Raw genomic sequence first — 14,306 nt, 5'->3', positions numbered from 1 at the left:
AAATAAGAAAATAACCAAAAGATAAGTACTAGGGGCAAGGTGAAATTATTTCTAAATATATAAAAAAATTCGTATATATTTAAAACTGGGCTAAAAAATGAACACCGTTAAACTCATAGCGCCTTGGGCGCCAATAACTAAACATTGTTCAATATCGGCTGTTTTTGAGGGTCCGGAAAGAAATACTCCAAACGTTCTTTCTCGTTTAGAAATCAGGTTGTATGCTTCATGCATGTGCAAACATATATCGTTTTTTGAAAGAATTAAAACCAGATCGTTGGCAATAAAGGGTAAAGCCCGAACGATAAAATCATTTTCAGAAATCCACACCGCTCCATTCTCCGCAACTCCAAATTGAGCATCAATAATAGCTAAATCTATAGATTCTAAACTATGAGGTTCGGTTTCATTTGAAATTGAAATAGTTGCTAATTGTGATGTGTTTGAACAGGATACAATACTTTTTGCGTTTGGGTATCGTTTTTTAATTTCGGCATCTAAATCTTCTATTGTATTCAAAGAAACAATCCTACCTCCTACCGATTCTAGATTTTTATAAAATATATCAACCAAGTCAATATCTTCATGAAAAAGACTTAAATCAATCTGTGGTAAAGGCACTGACTCTGGCTTGTTCTTTTTAATGGCATTTAAAATAGATGCTCTACTCATGATTTCCTTTTTTTATACCAATCCTCAAAATTGTCGTTTTCAACTTTAGGTAAATCCCTTGCTTTTCCCCAAGTATTTATTTTAGAGTTAACGATAGATTTTGGAAGGTGTTTCAACATAAATCGCGATGATCTCCCCAAGAAGCCATATAGCTTAGAATTTGCTAGAACGATGCCTGCCATTTTTAATATAGATCTCTTTACAACAGGTTGTTTAACGTTTTTCGTGATGATTTGTCGCCATTGGTACAACTGCTCGTGGATATTAATTTTCACTGGACATACATCGCTACAAGAACCGCATAATGTGGAGGCAAATGGCAACGAACTGTGTTTTTTTAAATCCATTCCCGGTGATAATATAGAACCGATGGGTCCAGGAATGGTCGCTTTATAACTATGACCGCCACTACGCCTGTAAATGGGACACGTATTCATACAAGCTCCACATCTGATACAATGTAAAGAACTTCTAAATGCTTCACGACTTAATTGTTCCGATCTGCCATTGTCAACAATAACAATATGCATCTCTTTCCCTTGTACCGGCTTGTTAAAATGTGAAGAGTATGTGGTAATAGGTTGCCCAGTCGCACTTCTTGCCAATAACCTTAAAAAAACGCCTAAATGCTTTTCTTCGGGAATTATTTTTTCAATGCCCATACAAGCAATATGCACTTTTGCAAGGTGAACGCCCATATCGGCATTACCCTCATTGGTACAAACAACAATGCCACCTGTTTCTGCAACGGCAAAATTAACCCCTGTAATGGCTGCATCTGCTTTTAGAAACTTATCCCGTAAATGCTTTCTGGCTTCGTTGGTTAAATATCGTGGATCGCCATGACTTGGAACGGTACCCAAATGTTTTTGAAACAATGCATCTACTTCTTCTTTTGTTTTATGAATGGCTGGCAACACAATATGGCTAGGTGGTTCTTTTGCCAATTGTACGATGCGTTCACCTAAATCGGTATCAATGACTTCGATGCCATGGGCTTCTAAATACGGATTTAAATGGCACTCTTCGGTAAGCATCGATTTGCTTTTAACAACCTTTTTTACGTTATTTTGCAGCAATATGTCATGCACAATTTTATTATGTGCTTCGGCATCTCCTGCCCAATGAACCTGAATACCATTTTTTTGTGCATTTTCCTCAAACTGTACCAGATAGTCGTCTAGATTGGACAGTACGTTCGCTTTTATGGCAGAGGCCAAATTCCTAAGGTCTTCCCAACCTTTTACGGTGTGTGCTGCCTTATCCCGTTTATTTCTAACAAACCACAAGGCTTGGTCGTGCCAATTGACTTTAGCTTCATCTTTATTAAATAATTCGGCTTCCTTGGCGTGCGACATTATAAAGTGCTATTTAAAATTTCGGCAATGTGCATCACTTTTAAGGGCTGATTGTTCCGATTAATCAAACCGTCCAAATGCATTAAACACGATTGGTCTGTACCTGTAATAACCTCTACATCGCTCGATAGATGATCTTGTATTCTATCTTTTCCCATTTTTACTGAAATAGCTTCTTCAAAAATTGAAAACGTCCCTCCAAAACCACAGCACTCATCTACCCTATTGAGAGTTTTTAATTGGATTCCTTTGACTTCTTTTAACAGGCTTTCTTCGATTGAATAATGCGCATCCATACGCTCGGAACAAGACCCCAAGCGTAAACCACGGAGTCCGTGACAGCTTTTATGAATCCCAACTTTATAAGGAAAAGACGCTCCTACATTGGTTTTTCCCAAAACTTGAAATATGAATTGGCTGAGTTCATAAATATTATTTCTAACATTTACAACATCTTCTGTTTGCTCTAAAATATCAAAATGTTTTTTTACGTGATATACGCAACTACCTGACGGACAAACAATATAATCGTAGTTTTTGAAGTTTTCGACAAATAATTGGCAAGAGCCCTTTGAATCTGATTCATAACCAGAATTCCCTAAAGGCTGTCCACAACAAGTTTGTCCGGTTGGATAATCAACGTCTACGCCTAATTTTTCTAAAAGCTCTAACGTAGCAATTCCGACTTTAGGATATAATTGATTGACGTAACATGGAATGAACAGTCCAACTTTCATTTATTTGGAACTTCTAGAAATACCAAGTGCTAGCCCACGTAATTCTGCTAAACCTCGTAAACGCCCGATGGATGTATAGCCAGGATAGGCACTATTGGGTTCTAAATCGTGTAACATTTGGTGTCCGTGATCTGGGCGCATGGGCAATTGCACGTTGCGTTCTTCTTCAATTTCCAAAACAGCTTTTACCACTTCATACATATCTGAAGAGCCATCTAAATGATTGTCTTCATAAAAACTGCCATCTGCTTCTCTCCTAACGTTTCTTAAATGAAGAAAGTGAATTCGGTCTGCAAATTTTCTAACCAATTTAGGTAAATCGTTATTTGGATTAGCACCCAAAGATCCTGTACAAAAGGTAATGCCGTTTGAAGGGCTATCAATAAACCCAACCAAATCTTCCAAATCTTTTTCAGATTTAATAATTCTTGGAAGTCCCATAATATCCATTGGTGGGTCGTCTGGATGAATCGCCATCACAATCCCGTGTTCTTCACAAACAGGAATCACTTGATTTAAAAAGAAGGACAAATTAGCTTTTAAATCGGCATGCGATAAATTATCGTATTGGGCAATCATGTCCTTAAAAACAGGAATCGTTAAATCATCAACAGTTCCTGGCAACCCTTTTAAAACATTATCTTCTAAAGCCTGCTTTTCTTCGGAATTCATTTTAGAAAAACGAATTTTTGCCTTTTCTAAAATTTCAGGGGTATATGAATCTTCAACACCATCACGTTTCATAATGAAACACTCAAAAACGGCCATGTCAACTTTATCAAAACGCAAAGCAGTGCTTCCATCAGGTAATTTCCAGAATAATTCGGTACGCGTCCAATCCAGAACCGGCATAAAATTATAGCATACGTTTTTAATACCACAAGCAGCTACATTTCTTAAGCTTTGTTTGTAGTTTTCTATACGTTTTAGATAATCACCTTTACGCAACTTAATGTTCTCGTGAATGGGTATACTTTCTATAAACGACCATTCCATACCATGGGATTCAATCGCGTTTTTTACTTTTAAAATCTCCTCAACCTCCCAAACCTCTCCATTGGCAACATGATGTAATGCCGTAACCACACCCGTTGCTCCTGCTTGTTTTATGTATGATAATTTTACGGAGTCGTTCACTCCGAACCATCTAAATGTTTCTTGCATGTTCTTTTAAATTTTTATTAAACGCCACTAAACGCACTAAAGCCTCCATCTACAGGAATGGTAATGCCTGTAACAAATTTGGAAGCATCGGAACATAAATAATGTAACGCACCGTGTAATTCATCAGCATCTCCAAAGCGTTTCATGGGCGTATTGCTAATAATTGTGTTACCTCTTTGTGTTAAGCTGCCATCTTCATTTAACAATAATGCTCTGTTTTGGTTTCCGATGAAGAATCCAGGAGCAAGAGCATTCACACGTAAGCCGTCTCCATATTTTAAAGCCAGCTCTACCGATAACCATTTTGTATAATTTTCGATGGCTGCTTTGGATGCAGAGTAACCCGCTACCCTTGTAATGGCTCTGTCTGAAGCCATAGAGGAAATATTTATAATGATGCCTTTTTTATTTTTCACCATTTCTTTACCAAAAACCATGGATGGGATGATACTTCCAAATAAATTTAAATCGACTACTTTTCTAAAGTCGTCCATATTAATGTCGAAAAAAGATTGTGTTGGACCAACGGTAGCCCCGGGCATGTTGCCCCCTGCAGCATTTATCAAAACATCTATTTTTCCGTATTTAGAGATCACGGCATCAGATACTTCTTGGAGACTTTTCTCATCAACCACGTTGCATACAAAACCATCAACTTTTTTACTTATTGACGACATGCGTTTTACCGCATCATCTACGGTGTCTTTTTTGTAATGTAAAATAATGACGATGGCACCATTTTTCAATAAATACTCGGCCATACTACCACCGAGCACCCCGCCTCCACCTGTTACAAGGACTACTTTGTTTTCAATATCGAATAAATTCATTTAAATTTTTATTTTAAAATCCATAATATACAAATTTAAACATAACTTAAATTAATACCATCTTGTTTTAGATAAATAAGAGGTATGTCAGATAAAAATATATGGATGATGGTTAAAGCAAATGAAAAATCTACCAAAAATTAATTTAATAGCATATACACCCCAATACCCGCAAGGTATCCCAGGATAGCTGCAAAAGATATTTTTTTTACGTACCAAATAAAATCAATTTTGAAAATCCCCATAATGGCAACTCCAGCTGCAGAACCAATAATTAAAATACTGCCGCCTGTTCCTGCGCAATAGGCCAAAAGTTCCCAAAACACACTATCAACAGTATATGTTTCTAAAGAATACATGCCCATAGCCGCAGCCACCATTGGCACGTTATCAATGATAGAAGATAATAAACCTATTAATAAATTAATAGCGTAGACGCTATCAAAATTAGCATCTAAAACTTGGGACAGTTGCAATAAATGGCCTCCTACCTGTAAGGCTGCTACAGCCAATAATATCCCTAAAAAGAATAGTATACTTGGGGTATCAATCCGCGTTAGAATGGCTGAGATTGAAAGTGACTTTTTATGCTCTTCATTCTTTTTCATGTGTAAAACCTCAGTTAAAATCCACATGATACCTAAACCAAATAAAATACCCATAAAAGGCGGCAAATGTGTGACGGTTTTAAAGATGGGAACAAACAATAATGCTGATACTCCAGTTGCAAAAACGATTGTTTTATCAAATGTACTTATCTCATTTTTTGTATGGGTTGCTCCTAAATGATTATCCATTATGGCAACATCCCCTTTTAGTTTTGAGCTTAAAATTGCTAAAGGTATAAGTGTAGACACCAAGCTAGGAATAAAAATCGCGGTAACAATATTTGAAGCCGTAATTTGTCCCCCAATCCATAACATAATGGTAGTTACATCGCCTATGGGTGACCAAGCACCACCAGCATTGGCAGCTATGATCATCATAGAGGCAAAAATCCACAAATCGTTTTTATCCTTTATCATTTTTCTTAAAACCGCGGCCATAACAATAGCGGTCGTCAAATTATCCAAGGCAGCTGATAAAAAAAACGTTATAAAACTTAATACAATAAGTAAATGGCTTTTTTTCTTTATCTTAATCTTATCGGTGATTAATCCGAACCCTTCATGGGCATCCATAAGTTCTACAATGGTCATGGCGCCTAAAAGAAAGAACAAAATTTCTGAAATCTCTCCAACGTGTTCTAACAGTGATTCGGAAATAAAATGTGAAGATTCAATGCTTTCTAAATGGGGAAAAATGGTGTCGCTGCCAAAAACAAGTAATGTCCAACATACAACCCCTAAAAGCAAGGCTGTTGCTGTTTTATTTACATTAATATTATGTTCTAAGGCTATCGCAAGATATCCTATAACGAAAACGATGATTATGGCTAGATACATGTTGAGTTAGTTAATTTTTTAGATGGAATGTTGTGCTTAGGTGTATTGGATTGTATAAAATCTATTGCCTTATGATTGAAGTAAACCATTTGTTATAAATTATTCTGTACCATTTTTTATACCTCAATCCATTTCAGTGAATTCGCATGTAATTTTACGTAAATTTTCTTTAACTTTTTTTAATAACACAAAATAAATATTTCTAAAAAAGAAGGCAACTGAACTCCTCAATTTTAAATATATCAACTTATAATGTAAAAGGCTATAAAATAACTATAGTTGCTCTCACAACTTCCCAACCAAAAGATAATGATAAAATAAAATGGATGTCAAAAAAGTAAAAAATTACCGCTAGCATAAACTTTAAAATTTAGTGATAGCTTTTATAGTATTAGTGATAATTTTTTAAAGTGCATGTTTCATATTTGATATCTTTTTCACATTTATTTAACGCTGTTTGGAATGATTTTTTATAACCTTGTTCATGCTTAAATTTAAGATTATATATTCTTATTTTAAGCAATAAACCAACTATTATACTTTACACCATGAGACATTTTCTAATTGTTCTATTACTATCTACAACAGTATTACATTCCCAAATAGAAGTAAGTAGTAACGTTAAAAACAAAAAACAGTATTTTTCAATTGTAGATGGAACTACAACCGTAAACATTCTATATGATTCATCAGATAATATACTGATTCAAAAATCGGCCACATTTCTTGCTAGTGATATTGAAAAAGTGACGGGCAAAAAACCTGAAGTTTTATCTTCAAGCAACCAAGCAACAGGCAATTTAATCATTATTGGCACTATAGGAAACAGTGCTATAATTGATCAATTAATAGCTTCCAAGAAATTAAATGTGGATGCCATACGTGGTCAATGGGAACGGTTTATTATTCAAACGATACAGAATCCATTGCCCAATGTAAAAGAAGCTTTGGTGGTGGTTGGTAGCGACAAACGAGGCGCTGCTTACGGAACATTTACCATTTCAGAAGAAATAGGCGTTTCACCTTGGCATTGGTGGGCAGATGTGCCAGCCAAAAAAAGTGATAACCTCTTTGTTAAAAAAGATAAATTCGTATCAAAAGGGCCATCGGTTAAATACAGAGGTATTTTTCTTAATGACGAAGCTCCTGCATTAACGGGATGGGTTCAGGAAACATTCGGTAGTTTTAATCACGAATTTTACGAGAAAATATTTGAATTGCTGTTACGCAACAAAGCCAATTATTTATGGCCAGCCATGTGGCAACCAAGAGCTTTTGCCGTTGAAGATCCTGAAAATGCAAAAACTGCAGATGAATATGGTATCGTCATGTCTACCAGCCATCATGAACCCATGATGCGAGCTCATGAAGAATGGGGAGCAAATGGCGGTGGCGCATGGAATTATGAAACCAACAAAGAAGAACTTCAAAAATTTTGGCGCGGAGGCATTGAACGCATGGGAGATCATGAAAGTGTTGTTACCGTTGGTATGCGTGGTGATGGCGATGAAGCTATGAGTGAAGGTACTGCGGTCGATCTATTGAAAAATATAATTACAGACCAACGACAAATCATTGCAGATGTTACTGGAAAACCTGCTGAAAATACACCACAAGTGTGGGCCATATACAAAGAAGTACAAGATTATTATGATAAAGGTATGCGCGTTGATGACGACATTACCATTTTATTTTGTGATGATAACTGGGGCAATATCCGTATACTGCCTAAAAAAGAAGATTTGAATCATAAAGGCGGTTATGGTATTTACTACCATTTCGATTTTGTTGGAGGACCTGTGTCTTATCGATGGTTAAACGTGACGCAAATTGAACGAGTTTGGGAACAAATGAATTTGGCTTACGAATGGGGCGTAAAAGATTTATGGATTGTTAATGTAGGTGATCTAAAACCTATGGAATTGCCTATTAGTTTTTTCCTTGATTTTGGTTGGGATGCTGACATGAAAGCTTCTGATTTGCCTAACTACTATTTGAATTGGGCAGACCAACAGTTTGGAAGTGAACACGCGATAGACATCACTGAAATCTTAGCACTAAGTACAAAATACAGCGCCAGACGGACTCCGGAAATGCTAAAACCAGACACATATAGTTTGGATAATTACAGAGAAGCTGATAGGATTTTAGAAGAGTACACACAACTTCTTGATAGAAGCAAAACCATTTATGACAAACTTTCTCAAAGTTATAAATCGGCATATTATCAATTAGTCCACTATCCTATTGAAGCATTAAAAAATCTAAATGAGATGTATATTTCGACTGCCAAAAATAAATTATATGCCAGTCAAAATAGAGCGTCAACTAATATGTATGCAGATAAAGTAAAAGAAGACTTTTTTAAAGATGCCGACCTTAGTAAATACTACCACGAAACATTAGCAGATGGAAAATGGAACCATTTTATGTCTCAAACGCGTATTGGATACACTACCTGGAGCAACCCAGCAGTAAATAAAATGCCTGAGATTACTTATATTCAAGTCCCTTCTGAAGCTGGGCTTGGTTATGTAGCTGAACATGGTACCGGCAGGGGCCGCTTTAGCCGCTCTGGTCTGTTTGCCTCTAGCCTTCCTAAGTTCGATCCCATAAATAATCAATCCTACTATCTCGAGATTTTTAATACAGGAAGTGATAAGTTAAATTATTCCCTGCAAGCAAAGGATGATTGGGTAAAACTATCTTCTGAAAAAGGAACTGTGACACATGAAGAAGAAGTCTTTGTAACCATTGATTGGAATATAGCTCCGAAAGGGATAAATACATCTGAAATTGTGATATCTGGCGCTGGTCGGGAATACAAAGTAGAGGTTCCCATCCGTAACGATTTACCTGTAGCATCGGGTTTTATAGAAAACAATGGTGTGGTTTCTATGGAGGCTGCAAATTATACCAAGAAACTCGATTCTAAATCAATCAATTGGACCGTGATGCCAAACATGGGTAGAACCAATTCTTCCGTAACGATTGAACCTGCAAATGCAGAAAGACAAACACCAAGTAAAACGTCACCTAGTTTAGAATACGTTTTTACGATTTTTGATGGAGGTGATTTAAAAATTGAAACCTATTTATCCCCTTTACTAAACTATAAAAAGAATGAAGGGTTAAAATATGCCATTGCTATTGATGATGAACAACCACAAATAATTAATGTGAATGAAGAAGACACAAAACCTGATTGGGAATATCCAGATTGGTGGAATAATGCGGTGACCGATCACATTAGAAAAAAACAATCAACACATAAGGCAATCAAACCCGGCAAACATACCCTCAAAGTATGGATGATAGATCCAGGACTCGTTTTCCAAAAATTTGTAATTGATGCAGGTGGATTAAAACCAAGTTATTTAGGACCTGTAGAAAGTGTCTACTTGAATCCTTAACATACATCAATCTAAGTAAATCAACATAGAATATTTCTAAAATTATAAACAAAAATGTTATAAAACCAAAAAAACCTCACTAATACTAGTGAGGTTTTTTGTGAGCCCTAAAGGATTCGAACCTTTGACCGCCTCCTTAGAAGGGAGGTGCTCTATCCAGCTGAGCTAAGAGCCCTTAACCCAAAAATGTCGGGGTGGCAGGCATACTGCTACCGACGTAATATCATTAAAAATCAATAAGTTAGGAATAAATACATATGCTTTATAACCAAAAAGGCAACTTATTTAATATGAACTTTTGTTTTGTTTTTCCCTTAAACTAAGGCGGTGCAAATATAAATTAGTATTATTTATAAAACAAGATAAATTAATATGAATTTAAACCTAATTATAGTCTTCTTCATTAAACATTAAAAATCAAATAACTAAGCATGTATTTTAATAATTCAAATGATTTTACTTTGAAAGCTTTTATATTTGCTTTTACAAAAAAATAGATATATCACTCAGTATTGATAAATTTATTTTGTTTCAATTTTAACCACAAAAGCCATATCATTAATTTTTTGTTCAGGTGTTTTAAAATGCAATCCGTTAGTGTCTAATGAAAAAGGAACTCCTCCTTTGTGTCCTAATATTGAAACACCTTTAATGTTCGGGATGTTCTCACCTAAAATTTTTGTAGTAAATGATGTTAATGTTATTGGCGTACTGGTACCAGGCCATCCTAAAACTATGGCATAAATTGTGTTTTCTTTTCTGGTGTAGCGAATATCTTGTGGTGTGTACGTTATTTTATCTAAAAACATACCTGATTTTTCTTGTTTTGTTGGGCCTTCACCAAATTTATCCCATGTACGGCTACCATAAATAGCTTCCCCATTTATTTTTAACCAAGCCCCAATTTCTAACAAAATATCTTGTTGGTTTTGCAGAATAGTACCATCTGCCATTGGGGACACATTAAGCATTAATGCACCATTTTTACTCACAATATCAGCTAAAACATGAATGATTTCATCAGCCTTTTTTAATCCTAATGTATGGGTATAACTCCAGCTACCAACCGACACAGTTTCGTCTGTCAACCAAAAATCTTTGGTTATTTTGTTCATACGGCCTTTTTCAAAATCTTCAAGACTAACCGTTTTTGGAAATTCACCTTCTTTATGCGTAAAAACGACTTGTTTATTCTTAGCAACGGCATCATTAAAATAATATGCTGCAAATTCCTTTTTGTAACTTTCTGGTATTTTTTGGGTTTGACTGTCAAAATAGATTAGATCTGGACTGTAATTATCTATGACTTCTTTAAGTTGACCGAGCCAATCATTATAGAATTTTTCTTTTGGAATATTGCCGTACATTTTTGCCAAAAGTGGATCATCTGACGATGTTGGCATTTTAGGATTATAAGGAAAATAGGAAATACCGTTTAGCCAGTTCTCTGGTTCTTCTTTATAGATTTGAAGGTTTCTAGCTATATGAAAAGAGGCCACTAGCTTCATGCCTTTTTTATGGATAGCTTTACTTAAGTCGCCATAAACATCTCGTTTTGGTCCCATACTTACAGCATTCCATGGATTAATTTTACTTCCCCAATTAGACCAACCATCATGATGTTCTGCAACCAAACCCGCGAATTTAGCTCCAGATTTTTCAAATAAATCTGCCCAAGCATCAGCATCAAATTTTTCAGCTTTAAACAGGGGTACAAAATCATGATACCCAAATTTTGATGGTTCTCCATAAGTTTTTACGTGGTGTTTATATTCATCCGTGCCTTCTATATGCATGTTTCTGGCATACCAATCATTTGCATAAGCAGGAACCGACATAACGCCCCAATGCGCATAAATGCCAAATTTGGCATCTTTAAACCACTCGGCAGCTTCATCATACTCCGCTAAAGATTCCCAGTCAGCTTGGTATTTTGGTTGTTCTTTTTTATCTTTTTTTATAGCACAACCCATAGTGGTTAGTACCATTAAAAGATAAATTATTTTTTTCATTTTTTAAATATTATGCAACCACTAATACGATACCTTAAACACCACAGCTATATCATTTGGTGTGGTTATCGGCTTACTAATAACTAATGAATTTGCTTTTTGTTTCCATTTAATTTTTTCCTTACTTCCCAGAACTTCTATTTTTTTGATTTTTGCTTTATGACCATCTTTACCTAATGATTTTATAATGATGTCTTGGGCTGGAACGCCAAGCACCGTTGCATAAAGCATATTACCTTTCTGATTAAAGCGAATATCTTTCTCTGACAATTTCACTTTTCCTTCATTGAATCCTGCACTATCAAGAGGATTTATAGAATCCGTAGCAGGTCCCTCGCCATAAATCTTCCATGGACGCGTATCAAAAATACTCTCTTTGTTCACATTCATCCAAGCTGCAATGCCTTCCAGAATATCAACTTCTTTACTATCTATGGAACCATCTCCACGAACCGGTATATTTAAAAGTAAATTTCCATTTTTACTAACAATATCAATAAGCATATGAATGACTGTTTTCGCCGATTTATAGCCTTTCTCATCATATATGGATCTTTTATAATGCCAATCACCAATACAAGTACATGTTTGCCATGCATCGGGTTGTGCTTTATCAGGTGCACCGCGCTCTACGTCCCATACCATGCATTGTTTCTGTTCTTCTGTCAGCACTTTTCCAAATAAAACAGCTTTGAGCTTACCATTGTGGGTTGCCATGTTATGATTGTAATAATGTGCAGCAATTTTTAGCCCTGCATCGCTTATTGGATAAAGAGGAAGGGCCGTATCGTCAAAATAAAGCAAATCTGGGTTGTATTTGTTAATCAGCTCCATGGTGCGGTTGTAAAATCTATCGCAGAATTCCTGATCTGGAACAGATGCTCCATTTTCCCAATGCCATTGTCCCCATAAGGCTTTAATATCATCTTCACTCCCTTTACTAAGAAGATGGTTTTGGGCATAAAGTTTTTGTGGGTCTAAGCCTTCCCACCAAGTGCCTTTACCGTCTTCTTTAGTCAGTTTTCCATCGTAAGGAATCCCAGCAAACTCGCCTTTTTTATCTGAACGTTGTGAAGTTTCAAACCAAGTCCATGCATGAGTTGCATGCACGCTTATCCCAAAAGGAAGATCATATTTTTTGGCTGCTTCTGCCCAACCGGTTACAATATCTTTTTTTGGACCAACACGAACCGAGTTCCATTCTTGGTATTTGCTGTCCCATAAATCCAGGTTATCGTGATGGTTTGCCATAGCAAAGAAATATTGGGCACCTACTTTTTTGTAAAGAGCTACTAATTTTTCCGGATCCCAATTCTCAGCTTTCCAGTCATTAATAACGTCTTTGAAGCCCACTTTAGATGGATGTCCATAGTTTTCGACATGCCATTTATTTTGTTCACCTCCTTCATCATAAATAAACCTGCCATACCAGTCGCCTTGCTCGGGCTGGCATTGTGGGCCCCAATGTGCCCAAATCCCAAACTTGGCATTTCTATACCATTCGGGTACTTCATATTGCTGAAGAGATTCCCATGTTGGACTGAATTTTCCTGAAGCGACAGGTTCTTGGTCTGTATTAACAATCACCTGAGGATTTTCCTGAGCCATGACACTCAATTGGAATAAGACACCTAAAACTATTAGTTTAACGTGAGTTCGACGTAAAAAAGTTGATTTATTTATAATAAAAAAGCGAAAAATTTAGTAAATTAAAGTTCTGAATTTCAATTATATAACTAAATATTTCGCTATGATTTCCGATTCTAAAATTACTGAAATTTTCTGTTCTATTGATGATTTTTGTCTTGAATTTGTCCCTTTTTGGCAAAAAAGCCTACTGGCCAATGGAAAAAAGCGCACCAGAGCTTCAAAAATGGGCCTCTCTGAAGTAATGACCATTCAAGTGCTTTTCCATTTATCCGGGTATAAAACCTTCAAGGATTTTTATATAGGCTATGTCTCAAAACATCTAACCAGTTATTTTCCAAACCTGGTATCCTATAATCGTATGGTGGAACTCAAAGGGCAAAGCTTTATGCCCCTGGCTATTTACCTCAAAGTTTGTGGATTGGCAAATTGTACGGGGATTAGTTTTATAGATTCTACGCCCCTAAGGGTTTGTGACAAGCGAAGAATTAACCAACATAGGGTATTCAAGGATTTGGCACAAAGGGGACAATGTTCCCTGGGTTGGTTCTATGGTTTCAAATTGCACATAATCACCAATGACCAAGGCGGTATCATTGATTTTATGATAACTAAAGGCAATGTGGATGATAGAAAACCTTTACGCTTCAAAGCCTTTGTTAAAAAGCTGTTTGGGAAGCTCTTTGGTGACAAAGGCTACATCTCCAAAGATCTATTTACTGAGTTGTTCTATAATGGAGTGCATCTGGTAACCAAGCTTAAAAAGAACATGAAAACAAAACTATTGACCCCTGTGCAAGATGCTTATCATTTAAGAAAAAGGGCCATTATCGAAACTATTTTTGACCAACTCAAGAACATTTGCCAAGTTGAACATTCTAGACATAGAAGCGTAACCAACTACTTCAATAATATTTTTGCCTCACTTATTGCCTATAATTTTAAAGATAGAAAACCTTCTTTAAAAAACAACTTCGTCGATACAAAGCAACTGTATTTAACTTTATAATTACATCGAACTCACGTTA

Annotated in this window: 10 protein-coding genes and 1 tRNA gene; 2 read left to right on the top strand and 9 right to left on the bottom strand. The window is 36.0% G+C overall.

Going from position 1 to position 14,306, the window contains the following annotated elements:
* Nucleotides 1–90 precede the first annotated feature (90 nt).
* From CSW08_RS07810 to nhaD, 6 genes are all read right to left on the bottom strand, one after another.
* The gene (locus tag CSW08_RS07810) at nucleotides 91–672 is read right to left on the bottom strand and encodes a LutC/YkgG family protein (RefSeq protein ID WP_106659348.1); all 582 of its coding nucleotides are present in this window, start codon (nucleotides 670–672) and stop codon (nucleotides 91–93) included.
* Nucleotides 669–2,030, bottom strand: a complete 1,362-nt coding sequence (locus tag CSW08_RS07805; RefSeq protein WP_106659347.1) for a lactate utilization protein B — start codon at nucleotides 2,028–2,030, stop codon at nucleotides 669–671. The genes CSW08_RS07810 and CSW08_RS07805 overlap by 4 nt, the downstream gene beginning before the upstream one ends.
* Nucleotides 2,030–2,767, bottom strand: a complete 738-nt coding sequence (locus tag CSW08_RS07800; RefSeq protein WP_106659346.1) for a (Fe-S)-binding protein — start codon at nucleotides 2,765–2,767, stop codon at nucleotides 2,030–2,032. Before CSW08_RS07800 ends, CSW08_RS07805 begins: the two co-directional genes overlap by 1 nt.
* Entirely contained in the window at nucleotides 2,768–3,931 is a 1,164-nt protein-coding gene (uxuA, locus tag CSW08_RS07795; RefSeq protein WP_106659345.1) for a mannonate dehydratase, read from the bottom strand.
* 17 nt (nucleotides 3,932–3,948) lie between these two features.
* Nucleotides 3,949–4,761, bottom strand: a complete 813-nt coding sequence (locus tag CSW08_RS07790) for an SDR family oxidoreductase (RefSeq protein WP_106659344.1) — start codon at nucleotides 4,759–4,761, stop codon at nucleotides 3,949–3,951.
* A gap of 140 nt (nucleotides 4,762–4,901) precedes the next feature.
* Nucleotides 4,902–6,206 (bottom strand): sodium:proton antiporter NhaD, encoded by a 1,305-nt coding sequence (gene nhaD, locus CSW08_RS07785; RefSeq protein ID WP_106659343.1) that lies wholly within the window; start codon nucleotides 6,204–6,206, stop codon nucleotides 4,902–4,904.
* A 548-nt stretch (nucleotides 6,207–6,754) separates the two neighbouring features.
* On the opposite strand from nhaD, the gene CSW08_RS07780 reads away from it, so the two are divergent.
* Nucleotides 6,755–9,619 carry a glycosyl hydrolase 115 family protein gene (locus CSW08_RS07780; protein ID WP_106659342.1) on the top strand — a complete coding sequence of 955 codons (2,865 nt, stop codon included), beginning with the start codon at nucleotides 6,755–6,757 and terminating at the stop codon, nucleotides 9,617–9,619.
* Nucleotides 9,620–9,720: 101 nt separating this feature from the next.
* Here CSW08_RS07780 and CSW08_RS07775 read toward each other — a convergent pair.
* The 3 genes from CSW08_RS07775 to CSW08_RS07765 form a co-directional block, all read right to left on the bottom strand.
* Nucleotides 9,721–9,794 (bottom strand) — tRNA-Arg (locus CSW08_RS07775).
* 346 nt (nucleotides 9,795–10,140) lie between these two features.
* A complete protein-coding gene (locus tag CSW08_RS07770; RefSeq protein ID WP_106659341.1) occupies nucleotides 10,141–11,631 on the bottom strand; it encodes an alpha-L-fucosidase in 1,491 nt (496 codons plus the stop codon).
* Between the two features lie 21 nt (nucleotides 11,632–11,652).
* On the bottom strand, nucleotides 11,653–13,239 hold the full coding sequence (locus CSW08_RS07765) for an alpha-L-fucosidase (protein ID WP_106659340.1): 1,587 nt from the start codon (nucleotides 13,237–13,239) through the stop codon (nucleotides 11,653–11,655).
* A gap of 142 nt (nucleotides 13,240–13,381) precedes the next feature.
* Here CSW08_RS07765 and CSW08_RS07760 point away from each other — a divergent pair, with 142 nt between their 5' ends.
* Nucleotides 13,382–14,287 carry an IS982 family transposase gene (locus tag CSW08_RS07760; protein ID WP_106657880.1) on the top strand — a complete coding sequence of 302 codons (906 nt, stop codon included), beginning with the start codon at nucleotides 13,382–13,384 and terminating at the stop codon, nucleotides 14,285–14,287.
* Nucleotides 14,288–14,306 lie beyond the last annotated feature (19 nt).

Origin of the sequence: Confluentibacter flavum, from assembly GCF_002843175.1 — a bacterium.
Lineage (GTDB): Bacteria > Bacteroidota > Bacteroidia > Flavobacteriales > Flavobacteriaceae > Confluentibacter > Confluentibacter flavum.
The sequence above is the reverse complement of the archived record's forward strand: the minus strand, read 5'-3'. Positions and strand labels throughout refer to the sequence as shown.

Coding starts and splice junctions, on each gene's coding strand:
- CSW08_RS07765 (WP_106659340.1), bottom strand. CDS start 13,239: ATGGCTCAGGAAAATCCTCAGGTGATTGTTAATACAGACCAAGAACCT.
- CSW08_RS07780 (WP_106659342.1), top strand. CDS start 6,755: ATGAGACATTTTCTAATTGTTCTATTACTATCTACAACAGTATTACAT.
- CSW08_RS07760 (WP_106657880.1), top strand. CDS start 13,382: ATGATTTCCGATTCTAAAATTACTGAAATTTTCTGTTCTATTGATGAT.
- CSW08_RS07800 (WP_106659346.1), bottom strand. CDS start 2,767: ATGAAAGTTGGACTGTTCATTCCATGTTACGTCAATCAATTATATCCT.
- uxuA (WP_106659345.1), bottom strand. CDS start 3,931: ATGCAAGAAACATTTAGATGGTTCGGAGTGAACGACTCCGTAAAATTA.
- nhaD (WP_106659343.1), bottom strand. CDS start 6,206: ATGTATCTAGCCATAATCATCGTTTTCGTTATAGGATATCTTGCGATA.
- CSW08_RS07805 (WP_106659347.1), bottom strand. CDS start 2,030: ATGTCGCACGCCAAGGAAGCCGAATTATTTAATAAAGATGAAGCTAAA.
- CSW08_RS07810 (WP_106659348.1), bottom strand. CDS start 672: ATGAGTAGAGCATCTATTTTAAATGCCATTAAAAAGAACAAGCCAGAG.
- CSW08_RS07770 (WP_106659341.1), bottom strand. CDS start 11,631: ATGAAAAAAATAATTTATCTTTTAATGGTACTAACCACTATGGGTTGT.
- CSW08_RS07790 (WP_106659344.1), bottom strand. CDS start 4,761: ATGAATTTATTCGATATTGAAAACAAAGTAGTCCTTGTAACAGGTGGA.